We start from the raw sequence: 19,468 nt of genomic DNA on the forward strand, positions 1-19,468 counted from the left end.
CTATGGAACGCCGCGCAAGTAGTGAGTTAACGCCCAAGGGCCGCAAGCTGACCGGCTATGTGGCCCGCTTCGATGAACCCGCCGACCTTGGCGAGTTTGTCGAGGTTATCCGCGCTGGCGCATTTGCTCGCACCCTCAACGCCGACACAGCCCGGAATATCCGGGCTATCTATGAGCACGATGGCCGCGCCCTTTTGGGCCGGTTCGGTGCCGGTACATTGAGATTAAGCGAGGATAACGTCGGCTTGGCTTTCGAGATCGACCTGCCCGACACCACCCTCGGCCGTGACCTGGCGCATTTGGTCGAGCGTGGCGACGTTGGCGGGTGCTCTTTTGGCTTTCTGCCTGTGAGTGACGCCTGGACAGAGCAGGACGGTCGGCCGGTGCGAGAGTTGCGCGATGTGGATCTGTTCGAGGTAACAATCACCGCCTCGCCCGTGTATGACGCAACCACAGTGCAAGTACGTAGCAGCCTGCCCCGCTCTATTCGCCTCGCCCGCCAATACCTGGAGGCTTGCCAATGAAGCTCTTTCGACGCCTATTCGAGAAACGCGCCGATACTTACGACACCTATTGGGATAAGTTCGCCCTGGCGCAAGACGTGGCCGGTGTGAGCGTGACCCCCAGCAGTGCCGAAGGTATCAGCGCCGTCTATGCGGCCGTGTCGGCCATTGCTGAAAGCGTGGCGAGCTTGCCCCTGGACATTTACCGGCGAACAGACGACGGCCGAGAGAAGGCCCGCAAGCACCCGCTTTACAAGGTGCTTCACGATACGCCCAACGATCAGCAGACCGCGCTCGAGTTCCGCGAGATGTTGCAGCGCCACGTTTTACTGAGGGGCAACGCATACGCCGAGGTGAAGTGGAACGCAGCCGGCCGTGTCGAAAGCCTGAAAGCACTTCACCCGGATAACGTCACTGTGCTGATCACCACAGAGGATACGCTGCTATACGACGTGACCGACAGGCACGGCAGGCGCCGCCGGCTTCTGCCCTCTGAGGTGCTACACCTTCGCTACCATAGTGACGATGGCATCCTCGGCCGCAGCCCGATCCAAGTGGCTCGAGATACTGTTGGGCTGGCGCTGGCAGAACGAACCCACGGCGAGCGAATGTTTGCCCAGGGTACCAAGCTATCAGGCGTGATCCAGACGCAAGCGGGAACCACCAAGGCCCAGGCCGGCGAGATTCGTGATAGTTGGGCCGCTGGCCAAGCTGGCGTTAACAACCACGGTAAAACCGCAGTGCTACCCGCTGGCGCCGAGTTCAAGACCGTCAGCATGACACTCGAAGATGCTGAATGGATAGAAGCCCGCCGGATGAGCGTTGAAGAAGTAGCGCGCCTTTTCAGGGTGCCCCCGGTGCTGATTGGCGACCTACGAGAGGCCAACTATTCGAACGCCGTGGAGCTCGGCCGCTACTTCGTGACCCATACACTCCGCCGGCATTTGGTGATGTGGGAGCAAGCTGTCAGCCGCACTCTGATCAATGACACAGCCAGCTTTTACGCAGAGCACAACGTTGAAGGGCTACTGCGTGGCGATAGTCTGAAACGTGCCCAGTTCTACGAGCGTGGCATTACTGATGGGTGGATGATGCCCAGCGAGGTGCGCCGCCTGGAGAACCTGCCCACTATCAAGGGTATCGACGATGAAAAAGCGGCGCCACCTACCACTTAATAACGCTGCCTGGTCACGCCTACGTGCCCAGGTACTCGCTGATGAGCCGTTATGTCGCCACTGTATGGCAAGCGGCATTGTCACCCCTGCTACTCAAGTGGATCACATACGCAACGGTGAAGGCGACTACACAGACGACAACAGCAGAGAGAACCTGCAACCGCTGTGCTGTGAATGCCACAGCCGCAAGACCCGCGCCGAGATGGAAGGCAGCGGCCTTGTGGTACCTGGATGCGATGCCAGCGGCCGCCCTTTTGATCCTAACCACCACTGGAACCGTTGAAAAAATCACCAGCAACCGGCCCAGCACGAACCGCCGCCTAACCTCTTTTTTATTGGTAACTGCCATGAAAACCACCGCACGCCGCCACCGATCCGACAGCGCCAAGGCAGCCATATCCGCCGCGCAATCGGCGAGTAAGGGGGCAATCAACCCCCCGGCATTTGTGCGCCTGAGAGAGCAGGACGCGCCGTATTGGGAGGCAATCGTCACCGCTCGCCCGCGCGATACGTGGACAGAAGCCGACATGCTTCTCGCTGCGCAGCTCGCCCGCGCCTACGGTGATATGGCCGAGCTGGAAGCCTACATCGACCAGCATGGCATGATCCAAGGCGACCAGATCAACCCGGCTTGCACACTGCTGGACAAGATGAGCCGCCGCGCCCTGGCAATGGCTCGGCAGCTGAAGATCGACACGATCAGCGTGGTAGGCAAGTCACAGGACATTCACAAGGGGGCCGCGCTTGAGCGAGACGCGCGCCAAGGCGTTGACGATGACGACGGCTTGATACCGAGAACGTTGCAATGATTGTGGAGCGCGTTGCAATAAACCCTGTAAGCGCAAGTTCACAAAGAACTTTCTTCAAGAGAGCGTTGCAATGACCCGAGCCGAGCGCATTATCAAATTTATTGAACGCTATTGCATTACGCCAGAAGGGGCCGGCGTGGGTAAGCCGATGGTGCTCGCTGACTTCCAAAAAGCGTTTATCTGCGACGTGTACGACAACCCGGCAGGCACTCGGCGCGCGATCCTATCGGTAGGCCGCAAGAACGGCAAGACCGGCCTGATTGCTGCGCTACTGCTGGCGCATCTTGTCGGCCCTGAAGTAAAGCAAAATAGCCAGCTGGTTTCCGGTGCAATGTCGCGTGATCAGGCCGCGCTTGTGTTCAACCTGGCTTCGAAAATGGTTCAGCTTTCGCCCGAGCTCTCCAAGATCGTGCGCATTGTGCCCAGCGGAAAGCGGCTTATTGGTCTGACAATGAACACTGAATTTAAAGCGCTGGCAGCTGATGGGAAGACTGCCCACGGCCTTTCACCAGTGCTCGCCATCCTGGATGAAGTGGGACAAGTACGCGGCCCGCAGTCGGACTTTGTGGACGCGATCACCACTTCACAGGGCGCCCACGAAAACCCGCTGTTAATCACGATCAGCACCCAAGCGGCCAACGATGCCGACCTGTTAAGCGAATGGATCGACGACGCACAGCGTTCCAACGATCCGCGCACAGTTTGCCACCTGTACACCGCGCCTAATGACTGCGATCTGATGGACGTGGACGCCTGGAAAGCTGCGAATCCAGCGCTTGGCATTTTCCGCAGTGAAGACGATATGCGCGAACAAATGGCCCAGGCTGAACGAATGCCCAGCATGAGTAACAGCGCGCGTAACCTGCTACTGAATCAGCGCGTCAGCCTCGACAGCCCATTTATTAGCCCTGATGTGTGGAGCGCTTGCGCTGATGAGCCGTTGCCCTTTGATGGCCCTGTATACGGTGGCCTCGACCTCTCCGCGCGTACTGACCTTACCGCCCTGGTACTGGTTGGACAGGTTAAAGGCGTCTGGCAGGTTCGCCCCTACTTCTGGACGCCAGAGCAAGGCGTGATCGACCGCGCAAAAGCCGACCGCGCACCCTATGACGTTTGGGCTCGGCAAGGGCACCTTCTCACCACCCCAGGCGCAACCGTGGACTATGAAGCGGTAGCCGCTGACCTTGGCGACATCTTGCAAGATGTTGACCTTCACGCCCTGGCGTTTGACCGCTGGCGAATCGACATTTTCCGCAAGGAGCTGGATCGACTCGGCATGGAGTTGCCCCTGGTACCCCACGGCCAAGGCTTTCGAGATATGGCCCCCGCGCTCGACGCGCTCGAGGCCGAGCTGCTGAACGGTCGCATTGCCCACGGAAATCACCCCGTGTTGACGATGTGCGCCGCCAACGCCGTAACCACCACTGACCCGGCTGGCGCTCGCAAGCTCGACAAGTCACGCCGTACCGGCCGGATTGACGGTATCCAAGCCCTTGCAATGGCGATGGGTGCAGCCCAGGGCGCCGAGGAACCCACTGAAATAGAAACTGAGGTGTTATTCGTATGACAACCACCGTGACCCTGCAAGAAGCCAAAGATCACCTGCGTATCTTGGATGATGACGAGGATCCGCATATCACAGCGCTGATTGAAGCGGCTGAAGGCTATATCAGTGAGTACCTGGCGGACAATCTACCCGAACCAATGCCCGCTCCGATCCGCGCGGCCGTGCTGCTGCTAGTTGCCGACCTTTTCGAGAATCGAGAGCGGCAGGGAGAAAGGGCGCTATATGAAAACGCTACTTTTCAGCTGCTGTTGAACCCCTACCGCTCGAGCGAGGTGCTGTAATGAGAGCCGGTGAGCTGCGCTACCTTGTTGCGATACAAAAGCAAGCCACTGAGCAAGACCCAATGACTGGCGAGATGATCGTCAGTTGGATAACCGTCGGCTATGATTGGGCCAGTATCGAAGGCATTAAGGGCCGTGAATACATTGCTGCCAGTGCGCCCCAGGCAGAAGTAACCTATAGGGTAAAACTACGTTACCGGCCTGACCTTTATGCGGGAATGCGGCTTATAGACGATCAAAACGACCAGCATTTTTTCGAGGTTACGGCAGCATTGCCCGACAAGCGCCGCCGCAAACTCAAGTGTATGTGCATTTTAAGGCCGGCATCCTCGGCCTAAAGAACGAGCCGTTCGGTTCGTGCCGCTGCCAGAGCGGGCCTCTTAGCTGGGGAGTTTCTGGACTAGGATCAGTCGGCGAGTGCCTAGCATACAAAAACCCCGACAGCCGGCAGGCTTGGAAGGCTTCGAGCCGTGGCCGGCCCCGATCTGGATAGGCGGAATTCCGCCTATTGGAATTAGTGCGGAACCCGGCCGGGTGCTAACCCCTTATCACTCAACCAATGGGGGCATTTCTGGGGGCATCTTTGAGTGATGGATAGCGGAATACCGCTATCGGTGCGGTTCTCAGGTCGCTTTGTGAGAGACTGTCCCTCCGCCAGAACGAAATTAAGGGCATGTCTTTGAGGCTTTTCGAGAGCTTAGAGGACATGCTTTTTCGTTTATTTACCATCTCCTTTTACCACATTACTCAGCCCTTCCCCAGAACGGTATAACGCTTTCGCCTATCCCTCGGATGCAAGTAGAAATATGGAAACTGTCTACTACCTTCTAAACCAAAGCCAATGTTGAGGCTCTCAACCGTCTCCAGTACATCGATGGTGTTCCCGCCCAGGCGGTCAATAGCGTAGCCGATGACGGCGTCACCCTTGCTAACGTAGCTCAGGAGTTCCCCGAGCTCCTTCCTGTTCTTCGCCTTAATGACTCTCGAAGTCGCCTCGTCGACGAACCAGCGGTTCACCTTGGACCCTCTGAGATGGAGGCTTGCTGTGTGCTAGTGGACTGCGGGGCAGACACACCGCCAACAAAACGCGCTTTATTGGTAACTGCCGAAAAAATACGACAAGCGCAAAATTGCGCCCGTTCATTAAGCACCAATGGTGTATTTTTTAAGCTACAATAACCATATGACAGCTATTACCCACTACCTCACCGCTGATGGCCACGATCCATTTCAAGCTTGGCTGGATGCGACCAAGGCCAAAGACCAACAAGCCGCTATGCGTGTGCTGACACGAATTAACCGGTTGGTAGTGGGTAATGCAGGCGATACCAAAGCTGTAGGCGATGGCGTTTGGGAGTTGCGTATCACCTATGGGCCTGGCTACCGCGTTTACTACGCCAGAGTAGGCGCACGCCTTGTAATGCTTTTAATAGGTGGCACCAAGCAGCGCCAGCAATCCGATATAGAACAAGCTAAAGCATTTCTGGCTGACCACAAAAGGAGAACGCGACATGAAAAGCCATGATGAAGCCGTTATCGAGATGCTGCGTGCCGACCCAGATATGGCACTGAACTATCTGCGCACCGCCTTTGATGAACTGGACGAAGAAGGCGGCGAATCAGCTTTCCTGCTGGCGCTGCGTCACGTAGTTGAAGCCAAAGGCGGCATGGGGCTAGTGGCCGAACGTGCGCAAGTATCACGCGAAAGCCTATACCGTGCCCTTTCACCCAAAGGAAATCCGACGCTTCGCACCATGACTGCGGTTATTAAAGCAACGGGAATTCACTTCCACGACCTCGCCAACTCGACACCGAAGGCAGACTAACCAAGCGCCTTAGGGCGCTTTTAGCAGCCACTTTTCCAGACTAAAAAGAGTCAGATAACCATAGAGCTGGCAATTTCAGGACAGTCGGCGTTGCGCCTAGTAACACCTTTACTGCCAGCGCATGATGTCACTATACAGTGGGGCCAAACGGCTCAGCATGTCATTACGCGCCGCAAGTGGTACCCCTTCCTCCTGCATGGCAGCGTCCAGATATTCGACAACACGATTGAAGTGCGCGTCAGTGATTCCCATCGTCTGATGTGAGCGATCCATAGGTGGGCCATCGTAATGACATGGACCATTACTGATATCACAAAGCTGAGTAGCGAAAGACGTTGCAAATAAATCAATATTTGTATTTGCAAAATACGTCACGATATCTTCATCATCTGCTATCTGATACAGCATATTTTCAACAATGGCATCAATAGCGGATTGACCACCCAAACGCTCGTATAGAGAGGAAGAGGCGCCATGCTGCTGAGCACAACCACTGATCAGAACAGTTATCAGTAAAAAACCACTGAACACTACTTTTATTGGTATCTTTAAAGGCAACATTTTAATCATCATGGACACAACACCCCGCGCACCGTCAATTGTCTACCACCGCTTTTTGAAGCAAGCCTGCTGATACACCTAATCATTAAAACGCCGCCTGCAAGGAGATATACCCTCCTCGCTGGGATGAAAAACCGGCAATATCCCCCAGATTCAGCCAAGCGGCTGTCAACGATAGATGTTTACTGAAAAAGTAAGCGCTATATACACTGTACCAATCCTCTTCTTTAACAGCGCTCAGGTTATCAGGCTTTTGACGGTATTCACTGCCCACTACCCATTGCGGCGTGACAAACACCCCCATACTTCCTTCGGCTAGCCAGTGATATCCCCCTTGATCACCCGCAAACCCGAGTAACCCTCCCTGGTTGGCCGAACTGCGCCTCAATGTCGCGTTAAGCAGCAGGTTGCGACCATAAACAGCATCCAAAAACAGTTTGCTAGCACTGATATATGCCTCTCGTCCCTGGGCATGACGAGCTCCCAGTGCGTCGGGAACGGTGTTATCCGCCAATTGCTTGTACATCATACCTGCACTCCAGATACCCAGACGATGGTAAAGGAGATCGCCAAAAAGGCGGATTTTAGTCGCATAGATATCCTGCTCGAGCTCCCCTCCCAGCGTTGATAGCTCAAGGTTCTGACGAGCAACTGAAAATTCAACGCGGTCGTAAAAATTAATACTGGCTGACATCACATTTAACTGAAAGTCATCCACGCCTGCATAAGAGGTTGACGCTGTCACACCAACTTCAGTGTCGCTTGCCGTACCTGACAACACAGCCCAAGGCGATAGACCTCCTCCTGCGGCGCCTTCAATCGCACTCACCCCTCCAGTGCCCAGGATGCGGCTTCCTGCGTGAGCATAAGACAATGTCATTAACAGGAGTCCAGCGATCATCACCGCCAGCGCGCTGGGTCGAAACCAAAAGAGTCGATTCATGGTAAAGCTCTTTGCTTGATTGATAGTTCAGGTGTCTTCTGCGAAAAAGACAAAGGTATTCATCCAGGCGATGACATCCGTTGCTGGCATGGGCCTGGCGATCCAGTATCCCTGCAAATAGTCACAGCCAAAGGTTTTGAGTAGCCAGGCACCGGCAGCGTTCTCCACCCCCTCTGCCACAATCTTTAATCCCAGGTTGTGCCCCATCTCAATCGTTGAGTGCACAATCGTCACATCGTCTTCCTGTGTATCCAGCCTGAGAACAAATGATTTATCGATTTTCAACTCATCAACAGGGAGCCGTTTGATCTGCGCCAGAGAGGAATAGCCTGTGCCATAGTCATCAATGGCTAGCCTTATGCCGATTTTTCCCAATTCAAAAAGATTCTGAGTGGCAGCATCAATATCCTGCATTACAGCACTTTCAGTCACTTCCACTGAGAGTTGGTGCGGGTCCAGATGATAGCGTTTCAATATGCCGCTGATTTTTTCCGATAGCCCAACGTTAACAACATCGCTGGCTGACAGATTAACCGCCACAGAAAGTTTGCTTCCCGATGCATTCCAATCGCTCAACTGCTGACAGACATTATCCAGCATCCAGTTGGAAAGACGCCCGATATTGCCTGAGCGTTCTGCCAAGCCGATAAATTCATCCGGTGGCACAAACCCTAGCGTTGGATGCCGCCAGCGCATCAGTGCTTCAAATTGATGGATACTGCCGGTCAGCGCATCCACTTTAGGCTGGTAGGCCATCCATAGTTCGTTGTTGTTGATAGCCTCGTTAAGATCCCGGATCAGCATTAGCTTACGCAAATGCTGTTCATCTTGACCGTCACTATAACGAGCGTGGCCTTGAGGGTGCTGCCGGGCCTGATCAAGGACAATATCAGAACGCCTGAGTAACAACTGAGCGCTTTCACCATGCGTCGGGTAGGCCACTTCACCGGTTGAAAGAGACGGGATGATCATGGTTTTTTTCAGTTCGACCGGTTCATTGAGCGTCTTCATCAAGGCTTCACGCACAGGCTCGTCAACGCTTTCCTGAAGAATCAGCAGCATCCACTCATTTCCATCAAGTCGATAGCCTGAAACGACTGGAAAGAGCAGTACCCGGATACGCTCAGCAAATTTCATCAGCAGGCGGTCACCCAGGGCATAGCCAAAGGTGTCGTTGATACTGCGAAAGTCATTGATCGTAATACGCAGCAACGTAAAGGGTTGACGTTGGGTGATATATCCCTCTATGTCCTCCAGCGCACTAATACGATTGGGAAGATCGGTCAGCTGGTCATGTCGTGATTGATGTAACAACGTTGCTTCACGTCTGGCTATGTCGTCCTGCATGGAAAACAGGGTATCCGCCATGAGCGTTGTTTCTGAAAAAGTTTTCCCCTCGTCAGTACGCTCTACATACTCACCTTTACCAATACGCTTAGCGACCCGGGCGAGTGCTATCAGTGGCCGGCTGATGCTACGCGCACTCCATACCGCCACTATCAGGGTTGCCAGTAGCATCAGCCCAACAATGCTCAGTAATTGCCACTGCAAGTGTCGATAAGCTCCCAGCAATTCTTCACGAGAAAGCTGGAACACCGCGTAGGATTCATACCTGGCATCGGCCAATAAAGGGGATGAATAGGACAGATAGGTATCGTTATCAGACATCTGGCTGCGCGTGGTATCAATTCCATCCTTTAATTTGTCACCATGAGTATCCATCAGACGCCTGGCCATCGGCTCACGATGCGAGCTGGCCAGATAGTCAATATCACCGTCCAGTGAATAGGTGACGATGCTCACGTCAAGACCGGTCAGCGCATGGATTTCGTTGGTCAGATCCTCATCAATCAAAAACCCCATTCCCACCCAGCCTATCAAGTTGGGGGCGCGTACCGGCATCAGTACGAACTCATAGGGTTCCCCATTATCAATCACCACACTGACGCCACTTCCCTGCTGTCGGGCACGCTGAAATAGCTCAGGGAAAGGCATCGCACCGGATTGTGGATGATGGCTACTGGCCAGAACGTCACCGTTCAGATCCGTCAACATGACCATGTCCGCATTGGCCCTGTCGCCATGGTTGGCCAGCACCGAATACAGTGTCGCGGTATCCTGGGTGGCGACAGCGCTTTTGAAGCCAAAATCATCGGCAAGGATCGCCACGTTGTTGCGCAGTTGATCACCGCGAATATCCAACAGCTGGTGAAGTACGCGGGCACCAACTTCAAGCCGCTGGCTGCCTTTTATATGAGCATCATTTTGTGTGGCACGTAAAAACGCCATGCCTGTCGCAAGTTGAGAAACCACCACAACGGCCAGCAGCACCAGCATTAACCGCGAACGAAATCGCATATCTTTCCTTGCGTTTTAAGCGCCAACGCGTTTATTGAGCCCGGTTTGCTTCCTGAAAACGCTTTTGCAACGGAGACAGGCTGGAAGGTTCAGGGGGAAGTGCATTCAAGGCGACACGGACATTAAGACGCTCCGCATCACTGACATTACCTTCCCACCAGACAGCATGGCTATCATCCATCCGGCCATGCCAAACGCGAACTGAGTGCTGCCCTTCCGGCAGGTCTGTTAGCTGCAAACGCCCCTGGGCATTGGTTAACCCAATGTAAGGCGCGGTGCTGACGACGATGAATGCCTGCATATGATCATGAATGTTACAGCCCAACACGACGACGCCTGGCGTATCAAAATGAACAGGTTCAGGTGTCTCGCTCAAATACAATTCAAGATCAAATGTTTTGGCTTGCGAAAACGAGAAAACATGATGCCGGGTTGTATCCTGATTCGGAAACACCACCTGGCTGCCAACAGGCATGATGGTAGTTTGAGGGTGAAATGTCGCATCGCGTTGAGCCACACGCACCTTATCCGGAGGCGGCGTCTCCTGGCCATTGATGTACACCTCCACCACTGCGCCTGATAATGGCTTGCCATCAAGATCCGTGACACTTATCTCAGCCGCCATCACATGGCTTCCCAGCAATAAGGTAAGACAGCCAAGCAACCATATGACCAAGCTGAATGGCGAGATAAAAAAGCGCGAAAGAAGCATTGATCGGTACCTGCGGCAGAGTTGTAGGGTCTTATTTTATTAACAAGAGTAAAGCCTGTTGATGTTGGGTAGCAAGAAAACCAAGTGGAGTTCAATGATTTCGAGCGCCCAAACCTATGCCTTAACACAAGCCAACTCTTTCCAGCAGGTAGTGTAACGCGGGGTGCGCTGTTCCGAGCGTAGCGTCCAGGCGTTATTCTGGCGCGGCAGGCCCAGCTGCACGGTGCCTTTACCCAGCTCACGGTTGATTTTATCCAGCGTGGCCATCAGGCGTTTACTGCGCCGGGCGTCTGCTTCGGTTTGTGGGGTTTCCGTCAGGCTCAGCTGGCGATGGGCTTTTGGAGACAGATCCAGCAGCATCACACCGGCCTTGTGGTAGTGGTAGCCATTGCGCCACAGGCACCTTAGCCCCTGTATGGCCGCGGCAACCAATACGCGGCTGTCGTCGCTGGGCCTTGAGAGTGGAACTACCATCCGATGACTGTACTGAAGCAGGTCGCTGCGAAAGGGGTTGGTGCGGATAAACACCATGACGGCACTGGTCACACTGCCCTGCTGGCGTAATTTCTCACCGGCTCTGGCGGCATGATGGCGCAGCGCCTCACGTATATCCTGCAGGTCACTGGTCAATCGGCCAAAAGAACGCGACACCATGATCTGCTGTTTGGGTTGGGTCATATCATCAAGCGTAATGGCGGGCTGGCCACGTAGCTCCCAGACGATGCGCTCCTGTACCACGCTGAAATGGCGGCGAATATGCTTAGGGTCAGCCTGGCGCAGCTGCCAGGCGGTTTCAATACCCAGTTTCTTCAAGCGTTCGCCGGTTCGCCAGGCAATCCCCCATAGCTCAGCAACCGGCCACTTTTCAAGCACCTTTTGGGTCATCAGGCTATCGACTTCCAGCAGGCAGACGCCAGCTTCTTTGAAGTGAGGGTGTTTCTTGGCCAGGTGATTGGCAATCTTGGCCAATACTCGAGTTGGCGCAACCCCCACCGAGACAGGAACCCCCGTCCACTGCCTGACCGTCATCCGTAGCTTGCGGCTCCGATCTTCCAGAGTATCAAGGTCAAACCCCTGAAAGCCCACAAAGCTCTCGTCAATCGAATACACCTCAACATGCGGTGAGAACCTGGCCAGCACTTCGGTCACCCGGTGGGACATGTCCCCATATAGCGCATAGTTGCTCGACAGCAGGATCACCTGGCGGCGCAGGCCCGGTGACAGCAGGTGCCGGGCTGTGCCCATCTCGACACCCAGCGCCTTCAGCTCATTGGAGCGGGCGACAATACAACCGTCATTATTGGACAATACCCCCACCGGCCGCCCTTCCAGCGCCGGGTTGAAGACCCGCTCACAGGAAACATAGAAGTTGTTGCAATCCACTAACGCCATCATAGCGGTATGGCACCGGGCAGGCTGTGCAGCACATGAGTGACCACACCCCAGACATGCGACTCGCACCCTTCCAGCGGGATGGGCCGATACGCCGGGTTGCTGGCTTTTAGATAGGCGCGCTGGCCCACCAGTTCAAGCCGCTTGACGGTCAGGTCTCCGTCGACGGCAATCACGATCACCCGCCCGGGCAAAGCTTCCAAGCTTCGATCCACTACCAACAGGTCACCATGGTGAATACCGTCGCCCGTCATGGAGTCGCCTTCTGCACGCACGAAGTAGGTCGCAGCAGGATGCCTGACCACATGATGGTGCAGGTCAAGATCATTATCCAGATGGTCATCGGCCGGGCTGGGGAACCCGGCACGCACCGCGCTGGAGAGCAGTGGCAACGGGCAAGGTGAAGGGGCCGGTTCGGCACGGCTGATCAAAGAGACAGGTAACGACATGGGATGGCTCGCTCAAATACTGATAATACATACAGTATAAGCGGACAATGTCTGAGTACAAGTGTCTTTTACTGCCCGGCTAATGGATCAACAACCATTTCCGTAGTCGGTTAATTAAGGTTGGGGAACGCCATGACCATCCTGGCCGAAAGTACCAACCAGAAGCCAGGCTTCAATCGAAAAATATGGACAGAGGATGCTGACCAGAAATTGGCGGGCGGTAAGTGCCTATTCAAAATTAATCGCGTGCAAAACTCCATAGCCGCCGAGTAGGCGATGAACCTCATTGCAGAGGCGGTCAAACGAAAGGTAGGCGCTTAGCGGCAACCATGCATACTTCATCTGCTTCCACAAAATCTCAATCAGATTCAGCTCTGGCGAGTAAGCTGATAGGTAGATCAGATGCACACGATGCGACATCCATTCCACTATTTTTCTTCTGAAGGCCATGGAGCGATGCATACTGGCATTGTCGAGCACCACAACGGCGAAGGTGTCAGGGTCTTTCTGAGCCACAAACTTGTCGAAGGCTTCGATGACCGTCTCGGCCGTCACTGATTCCGTCGTGGTATGGTAGACAAGCTTCCCTGCACGGCTGAGGAACCCTAATACGTTTAGTCTTCGGCTACGAGAGTAGGCGGTCACTTCGCAGGGTTGACCGACAGGGCTCCACGCGTATGGCACTGACGACGATTGGGAAAAACCCGATTCATCAAAATAGTAAAGCTCGTGCTCGCCTTCGTCTTCCTGCTGCTGAAGCGCCTTAAGAAGGCCCTGAGTATTGCGGAAATCCCTTTCGTTACGCCGTGCCTTCAGTGAATGCCGAATGCGCTTGAAGCTGAGATCATTTTTTTTTCAACGCCCGGCGAAGGGTCACCGTGCTAACTGTCTTGCCAGTCTCTTCCTGAAACCGAGCCTGTAAGGATCGAATCTGATGAGGCTGTTCAACAACCATTTCTTTCAATCGCTGGTAGTCGTGCTCGTCCAGAATAGGTGTCCGACCACTGCGGGGCTTATCGGCGAGCCCGTCAAGCCCCAACGTTTCCCATTGTTTGAGCCATCGAGAGACGGCATCGCGGCGAACCTGCAGAATGTCACTGATCTGGTTGATGGTATGGCTCTGATCACTCAGCAGGATGGCGTGCGCACGTCGACGTAAAGCCCGCTTCTCGCTTTGATGATAGGCCGTGGTTAGTGCCTGCTGTTCAGACTTTGTGAGAGGATCAACAAAGCGACGCCTTGCCATAGGTTTATCCGTGTCAGTGATTTTAAAATCGATGTTACACGGAAATTTATGATCAGGCACTTATCTATTCAACACACGCACCCAAACAGACAGCAGAAATTTACAGGCTATATTCGACGGACTGCCTTTCCGCCAGAACAAGCTTTCAGAAGATATCAAAAAGCCTCTTAGTCCAACAAAAAAGCGCCTTCTGACGCTTTTTTGTTGTCTGAAATTCCCATAGGGTTTCTGACTTCCTGGATCCCCGAGCTGTGAGTGCCATGTGTCAAGTCATCTAACCTGCTTTCTGGCATAACTGTTCACTGTCAAAACGGTAAGAGTAGATGATATCTTTGGTAAGAAAGCCGTAACGAGAAAGGATTTGCTTCCAATCACCATCCTTTTTCTGATCTACTAGGGCTTCGTTGAACGCATCACGCAAGTCTTTAGCATCGAGAGGAAAAGCGAACCCTCCCCAGTAGCGCACTTCTTCACCCCCGATGATGGGATCAACAAAGTTGAATTCCGCCTGAACGGCAGGATCCACACTTTCCATTTGCGCTACTGTCATGCCGGTGCCAGCGAAGGCATCAACCTGGCCTTGAATGATGGCATTAATCGCTTCGTTAGAATTCTGTATCATCATGATTCGGTTCGGTGGCACCCCAAGGTTCTCAAACATTTGCTCAGTAGTGGTACCTTCCTGAACCGCTACCTTGATGTCATCTGCTCTGCCGATGAAGTCTTCGTAAGCAGTGATATTGAGGGGATTTCCAGCCAACACGAGCAAGCCTTCACCATAAGAAGTGTTAGGATTGGAGAAAAGTACACGATGACATCGATGGGGTAAAATTGCCATTTCCGCTGCGACCATATCGAAACGTCCGACTTCCAGCCCTGGAATCAGGTTCTTGAAATCTGTCTGAATCCACTCGATTCGCTCAATATTGAGACCTTCGAGTATACGTGAAGCAACTTCCGGGCCTACTCCGAGTGCCTTACCATCCTCGTTTAAATAGCCATAGGGTGGTTCATCAGCCACTGCAATACGGAAAACTCCGCGCTCTTGAACATCTTCAAGCGTAACTGCATGTGATAAACCATTAAAAACAAAAATATAAAATATAAAAATTAACAAGCTAATAGACAAGGCTCGGTGGATCATCGCTATATATATCATTGTTATTTCTCACAGTTTCAGGAGTCCACCTGAAATTCATAGATATAATCAAACATTATAAAAATGATTGATAATCTTTTAGATGGACACAATGATGAATGTTTAACAATGCTGGTATACAAAGCCTGCTAAAGTTTTCTTTACACCCCATTTGCATTGTTACCAAATGAAAAGTGTAGAAGAGAGATTTGTTAATGCCAATTAAAACTCTCATCTACTGAGTATTAATTTTGACATACTTACGAGTAACTTTTGGGCCACAGAACCAGCCACTATCTCCAGCTCTTATCGACAGCTGGAGATATGCCAGCAAGTGATGGTGTTGCGGGCTGCCAAAGCGCCGAAGTTTTCTTCATTAAGTTTACCTATCAAGGCGCGGATGCTTCAGTCGGTACCGGCGGTTTCAGATGTTGGAACATGAACTTGAGTCTGAGGGATCCCCACAAATATTTCAATAAAATCAGCAGGTAATGTTGAAGGAGCCTGCATGAGTCGGCATGTTGTTAATCGCCAAACAAACAATATGCCTAAGGAGACCCATGCAGGCCCCACGATTCTTACACAATTGGCTCACATCAGCACTCCCCTCAATACATGCCAAACGTCTTCAAGCACTTCTGGATACGGTGGGTGCCTTGCTGACGGATCGTCGATTGGGGTTAACAGCGCTCGGGCGTGCTTTGCCAGGGCCGGTAGCGCCTCGGCATACCATTAAGCGCGTCGACCGGCTATTGGGCAACCACCATTTGCACGAGGAGCGCCCCTTGTTTTATTGGCTGGTGGCTAATGTGTTGATCGGTCATATGACACGTCCCCTGATTCTGGTCGATTGGTCGCCTATCGATCATTATGGGCAGCAATTTTTGCTGCGTGCTGCTATCCCCTTTGCCGGGCGCTCATTGCCGATCTTTGAAAAGGTTCATCACAAAAATGGATGTGCGTATTGCGAAGCGTATCTATTAGAAGCCATTGCCCGCCTGTTGCCTGAAGGGGCAACGCCTGTGCTGGTGACCGATGCCGGTTTTCGTAACCCGTGGTTTCGCGCTGTAGAGAAGCGTGGCTGGTATTACGTCGGGCGTGTACGTAGCCCCACCCATTATCAGGCATCCGGTGCAGCGTGGCAGGCGGTCAGTTCATTGTTTCAGCAAGCCACCTCGGTACCCAGTGCCCTTGGAGAAGTTCAGATAGCGCGCAGCAACCCACTGACGACTCAGATGGTGCTCTATCACCAATCGCCCAAGGGGCGTAAAGATCGTAACAAGCGTGGACAGGCCTCTCAGGACAGTGCGAGCAGAGCCATCGCCCGCCGTCAGGAAGAACCCTGGGTATTGGTCACTAATCTGCCGAAGCGCTCGACACAGGCGAAAAAAGTGGTCGCCATCTACCGGCAACGAATGCAGATCGAAGAAGGTTTTCGCGACGTCAAAAGCCCCCTTTTTGGGCTGGGCTTTGGTATGCATCAATCGCGTCAGGGCAGGCGTATCGAGATCCTGCTGCTGATCGCGATGTTGGCCAATATGGCGATGATGGTCGCTGGCCTGGGCGTGAAAACCAGAGGGCAGCAGAAACACTACCAGAGCAACAGTATCAATCATCGCAATGTTTTATCGGTATGGCGCCTTGGGCTGGAATGGCTGCGTCGACAACCTTCCGGCGCTGTGCCCTGGCCTTGCTGGACATCGCTGAAGGCCAGCCTGAGAGAAGAAGCCCACGATCAGGCATTATGCGACGCATAGCGCCAAATTCGTGGGGATTCTTCAGAACTTGAGTGCTGGTGCAAGACTTGCCCGCCAGACACGCCAGGTGTGGCCGCCGGAAAATACCTCCATAGGCAGACAGTTTCACCCATCTGGATGAAACCACTACGCAACAGCAATCTCCATCAGATGATGGGCACTCAGAAAATACCGTGGTCGATATCCAGACTGCACTTTCCACTGTGCGCGATGCCCTGCCCAATGTGGTGATGTTAGGTATTATTGATGCAGATGGGCGTCGCCTGGCATCTGCTGGCCTCACTCACGAGCGCGAAAAAATGCTGGCCATCGCCAATCGAGACTTTGCTCAGGAACATGCTTGTACCTGGCAAAGGAAAGGGGCAAGAACCGCATAGTGTTCGCCAGGGTCTGTTGACGTTTCATCGCGAACCGCGTTGCTGCGCCAAAGGGCGTCAGGCAAGGCGCGACACGACGGCAATGGTGGTGCCCTTACCGAGTGGCGCAACGCCGCATGGCGTTCTTTGGCGCGCAACCCGAAGGCACAGGGCCTTTTTGGCACAGCCCTGCGTTGTTCGTCGCTGATTGAGAACCACCCAACCACGCTCCTCACGCCTTGCTCTGCACCAAAAGGGCCACTGTCGCGGCCGTGAGGAAACGTCAATAGACCCTAATACAGACGCAACCCTACCCGGGTGATCGTTCCCCCTTCCATATCACTCACAACCCAGTGGATACCGTGCCAGTCAACATCATCACCTATTACCGGGTGTCCGCCGACCCGCAGCGCCACGAACTCAGCCAGGGTCATGTGCTGTTCGCCCGGGCTGAGTGTCAGGCCATAGGCCTCGGCAATATCCTGCATCTGAGCGCTACCATCCAGTGTGAAGGTGCCAAAGAAGGCGCGCTCCTGCTTGAGCTTGGCATCACCGTTGAACAAACGGTTGAGTGCTGGCAAATCACCGGTGCGACCAATCACGCAGATGACATCCCCGAGTTTAAGGCGTGTGCTCCCTTTGGGGTGAAGCATGGCATGCTGACGAAATAGGGCAGAAATCAAGGCGCCGGAAGGAAAACGTAACAACCGGATTGGCACGTCTTCAAGATCCTGATTTTCAACAGTATAGACAAACATCTCGAAATCATTTTCAGGCAATATACCCAGGGGGCCACGGTGATTGGGTGTGGTACCCACCGGCACTTCTACTCGCATCCAGCGCGCCATCAAGGTCAATGAGCCGCCTTGAATCAGCAGTGATAACAAGACAACGGCAAAGGCAATATTAAAGTAGAGCGAGGCGCTCTCGACGCCACCAATCACCGGAAAGATGGCCAGTACAATTGGCACAGCACCGCGCAAGCCTACCCAGGCAATAAACAGGGTTTCCCGCCAACGGAACTTGAAAAACGGCTTGATGGTGATCAACACTGCCAATGGCCGAGCGAGGAAAATCAGTGCCAGCGCCACAATTGAGGCGGGCAGCGCCACATCCCAGAGTTCGCTGGGGGTGACCAACAAGCCCAGCACCAGGAAAAGCCCAATCTGGCTGAGCCAAGCCAGGCCATCGTGAACGGGCAGGATAAAATTCAAATGGCGGCCGGGTTGGTTGCCGATCATCAGGCCTGTCAGGTAAATAGCCAGGAAGCCACTCCCACCCAGCACACTGGTTATCCCGAATACGCTGAACCCCAGCGCCAGCGCCAACATGGAATACAGGCCAGGAGCCAGGTCCAGCCACCTGAGCAGCTTGGCGCTTAGCCAACCACCGCCAATACCCACCGCCAGCCCAATGCCAAACTGGGATACCAGAAACCCTAAGGTCTCCAACCAGCCACCCAAATCACCGGTCAGCAACTCCACCAGCATCAGGGTCAGAAAGATCGCCATGGGGTCGTTGGTACCTGATTCGATCTCCAGGGTTGCGCCCACACGCTCATTCAGATTGACGCCACGACCACTCAACATCGAGAAAACAGCGGCGGCGTCAGTTGAGCCAACAATGGCCCCCACCAGAAGCCCTTGCACCAGGGTAAGATCAAAGATCCACATGGCAATGATGCCAACGAAACCACTGGTGAGAAACACGCCAAAAGTGGCCAACGAAAGCGCCGGCTTGAAACCAACGCGGAAGGTTTTAAGACGCGTTCTGAGCCCGCCATCCAGCAGAATCATGGCCAGCGCCAGATGGCCAATGACAAAGGCCATTCCGTAATCGTTGAAGACGATGCCCAGAATCCCTTCTTCGCCTGCCAGCATCCCCAAACCAAGGAAAATAAGCAGCAGCGGAACGCCAAACAGCGATGAAAGCCGACTGGCCAGAATGCTCAACGTCATCAAAGAGCCGCCGAGCAGGAAAAAAGTATAGATTGCGTCCATGGTTCTCCATTCCTGTCTTAGCCACGTCATTATTGCATGCAATAGCGCCATTGGCTGCGGCTTTTATATGTCGCGTTGATGCCTGCGCTAGCCATTGGCTGGTAACTAAAGATAAACTCGTCACATTAGCCTTTGGAGTTACACCATGTTGCGATGCTTTTTACGCACCGTAATAGCGATGCGCTCAAACAATTTTGCTTTCGCATCCGCTAATCATTTGCCCCCTGGAAAAAATAATGGCTCCGCGCCACACAGCCACTCATGGTTCGCTTATAACTGGATAAGCGCTGTTCTTTGCGGCCTGGCGCTTTGTTACTCTGCTTTGGTGTTTGCCGACGATGAGAGTGAGAACGCCACGGAAAGTTCCACTTTACACTTGGAATCAGAGGTTTATG

General features: G+C 53.7%; 21 protein-coding genes. 11 read left to right on the top strand and 10 right to left on the bottom strand.

Going from position 1 to position 19,468, the window contains the following annotated elements; all coding sequences use genetic code 11:
• Positions 1-2 precede the first annotated feature (2 nt).
• The 7 genes from OR573_08590 to OR573_08620 all read left to right on the top strand — a co-directional run bounded on the left by OR573_08590 (position 3) and on the right by OR573_08620 (position 4,673).
• The gene (locus OR573_08590) at positions 3-524 is read left to right on the top strand and encodes an HK97 family phage prohead protease (GenBank protein XGA78587.1); all 522 of its coding nucleotides are present in this window, start codon (positions 3-5) and stop codon (positions 522-524) included.
• Positions 521-1,678 carry a phage portal protein gene (locus tag OR573_08595; GenBank protein ID XGA78588.1) on the top strand — a complete coding sequence of 386 codons (1,158 nt, stop codon included), beginning with the start codon at positions 521-523 and terminating at the stop codon, positions 1,676-1,678. The genes OR573_08590 and OR573_08595 overlap by 4 nt, the downstream gene beginning before the upstream one ends.
• Positions 1,650-1,961, top strand: a complete 312-nt coding sequence (locus OR573_08600) for an HNH endonuclease signature motif containing protein (protein ID XGA78589.1) — start codon at positions 1,650-1,652, stop codon at positions 1,959-1,961. Before OR573_08595 ends, OR573_08600 begins: the two co-directional genes overlap by 29 nt.
• Positions 1,962-2,025: 64 nt before the next feature.
• The gene (locus tag OR573_08605) at positions 2,026-2,487 is read left to right on the top strand and encodes a hypothetical protein (GenBank protein XGA78590.1); all 462 of its coding nucleotides are present in this window, start codon (positions 2,026-2,028) and stop codon (positions 2,485-2,487) included.
• A gap of 70 nt (positions 2,488-2,557) precedes the next feature.
• Positions 2,558-4,054, top strand: a complete 1,497-nt coding sequence (locus OR573_08610; protein ID XGA78591.1) for a terminase large subunit — start codon at positions 2,558-2,560, stop codon at positions 4,052-4,054.
• Positions 4,051-4,335, top strand: coding sequence for a head-tail connector protein (locus OR573_08615; protein ID XGA78592.1), 285 nt, complete (start codon positions 4,051-4,053; stop codon positions 4,333-4,335). The genes OR573_08610 and OR573_08615 overlap by 4 nt, the downstream gene beginning before the upstream one ends.
• Positions 4,335-4,673 (top strand): phage head closure protein, encoded by a 339-nt coding sequence (locus OR573_08620; GenBank protein XGA78593.1) that lies wholly within the window; start codon positions 4,335-4,337, stop codon positions 4,671-4,673. Before OR573_08615 ends, OR573_08620 begins: the two co-directional genes overlap by 1 nt.
• Before the next feature lie 409 nt (positions 4,674-5,082).
• On the opposite strand, the gene OR573_08625 is transcribed toward OR573_08620, so the two are convergent.
• A complete protein-coding gene (locus OR573_08625) occupies positions 5,083-5,352 on the bottom strand; it encodes a recombinase family protein (GenBank protein XGA78594.1) in 270 nt (89 codons plus the stop codon).
• A gap of 166 nt (positions 5,353-5,518) precedes the next feature.
• Here OR573_08625 and OR573_08630 point away from each other — a divergent pair, with 166 nt between their 5' ends.
• Positions 5,519-5,860 (top strand): type II toxin-antitoxin system RelE/ParE family toxin, encoded by a 342-nt coding sequence (locus OR573_08630; protein ID XGA78595.1) that lies wholly within the window; start codon positions 5,519-5,521, stop codon positions 5,858-5,860.
• The gene (locus OR573_08635; GenBank protein XGA78596.1) at positions 5,847-6,161 is read left to right on the top strand and encodes a putative addiction module antidote protein; all 315 of its coding nucleotides are present in this window, start codon (positions 5,847-5,849) and stop codon (positions 6,159-6,161) included. The genes OR573_08630 and OR573_08635 overlap by 14 nt, the downstream gene beginning before the upstream one ends.
• A 108-nt stretch (positions 6,162-6,269) precedes the next feature.
• On the opposite strand, the gene OR573_08640 is transcribed toward OR573_08635, so the two are convergent.
• From OR573_08640 to ehuB, 8 genes are all read right to left on the bottom strand, one after another.
• Positions 6,270-6,734: a group 1 truncated hemoglobin gene (locus OR573_08640; GenBank protein ID XGA78597.1), complete on the bottom strand. Its 465-nt coding sequence runs from the start codon at positions 6,732-6,734 to the stop codon at positions 6,270-6,272.
• A 73-nt stretch (positions 6,735-6,807) separates the two neighbouring features.
• Positions 6,808-7,665 (bottom strand): DUF3034 family protein, encoded by an 858-nt coding sequence (locus OR573_08645; protein ID XGA78598.1) that lies wholly within the window; start codon positions 7,663-7,665, stop codon positions 6,808-6,810.
• Positions 7,666-7,692: 27 nt separating this feature from the next.
• Entirely contained in the window at positions 7,693-10,023 is a 2,331-nt protein-coding gene (locus OR573_08650; GenBank protein XGA78599.1) for an EAL domain-containing protein, read from the bottom strand.
• A gap of 31 nt (positions 10,024-10,054) precedes the next feature.
• Complete coding sequence (locus OR573_08655; protein ID XGA78600.1) at positions 10,055-10,648, bottom strand: Cupredoxin; 594 nt, start codon at positions 10,646-10,648, stop codon at positions 10,055-10,057.
• 201 nt (positions 10,649-10,849) lie between these two features.
• Positions 10,850-12,130 (bottom strand): Y-family DNA polymerase, encoded by a 1,281-nt coding sequence (locus tag OR573_08660; protein XGA78601.1) that lies wholly within the window; start codon positions 12,128-12,130, stop codon positions 10,850-10,852.
• Positions 12,127-12,576: a translesion error-prone DNA polymerase V autoproteolytic subunit gene (gene umuD, locus OR573_08665; protein ID XGA78602.1), complete on the bottom strand. Its 450-nt coding sequence runs from the start codon at positions 12,574-12,576 to the stop codon at positions 12,127-12,129. Before umuD ends, OR573_08660 begins: the two co-directional genes overlap by 4 nt.
• A gap of 228 nt (positions 12,577-12,804) precedes the next feature.
• Positions 12,805-13,822, bottom strand: a protein-coding gene (locus OR573_08670; protein XGA81700.1) for an IS630 family transposase whose coding sequence is annotated in 2 segments (ribosomal slippage) — positions 12,805-13,431 and positions 13,433-13,822 — 1,017 coding nt in all. Because the reading frame shifts where the segments join, the coding sequence is not laid out codon by codon here.
• A 274-nt stretch (positions 13,823-14,096) separates the two neighbouring features.
• Positions 14,097-14,951 (bottom strand): ectoine/hydroxyectoine ABC transporter substrate-binding protein EhuB, encoded by an 855-nt coding sequence (gene ehuB, locus OR573_08675; GenBank protein XGA78603.1) that lies wholly within the window; start codon positions 14,949-14,951, stop codon positions 14,097-14,099.
• A gap of 569 nt (positions 14,952-15,520) precedes the next feature.
• On the opposite strand from ehuB, the gene OR573_08680 reads away from it, so the two are divergent.
• Together OR573_08680 and OR573_08685 are read left to right on the top strand one after the other, a co-directional pair.
• On the top strand, positions 15,521-16,717 hold the full coding sequence (locus tag OR573_08680) for an IS4 family transposase (GenBank protein XGA78604.1): 1,197 nt from the start codon (positions 15,521-15,523) through the stop codon (positions 16,715-16,717).
• A 173-nt stretch (positions 16,718-16,890) separates the two neighbouring features.
• A complete protein-coding gene (locus tag OR573_08685; protein XGA78605.1) occupies positions 16,891-17,094 on the top strand; it encodes a hypothetical protein in 204 nt (67 codons plus the stop codon).
• 272 nt (positions 17,095-17,366) lie between these two features.
• On the opposite strand, the gene OR573_08690 is transcribed toward OR573_08685, so the two are convergent.
• A complete protein-coding gene (locus tag OR573_08690; GenBank protein XGA78606.1) occupies positions 17,367-19,073 on the bottom strand; it encodes a potassium/proton antiporter in 1,707 nt (568 codons plus the stop codon).
• Between the last annotated feature and the right edge of the window lie 395 nt (positions 19,074-19,468).

The sequence above is a fragment of the Halomonas sp. CH40 genome (assembly GCA_041875495.1).
In the GTDB taxonomy this organism is placed as follows: Bacteria; Pseudomonadota; Gammaproteobacteria; order Pseudomonadales; family Halomonadaceae; genus Vreelandella.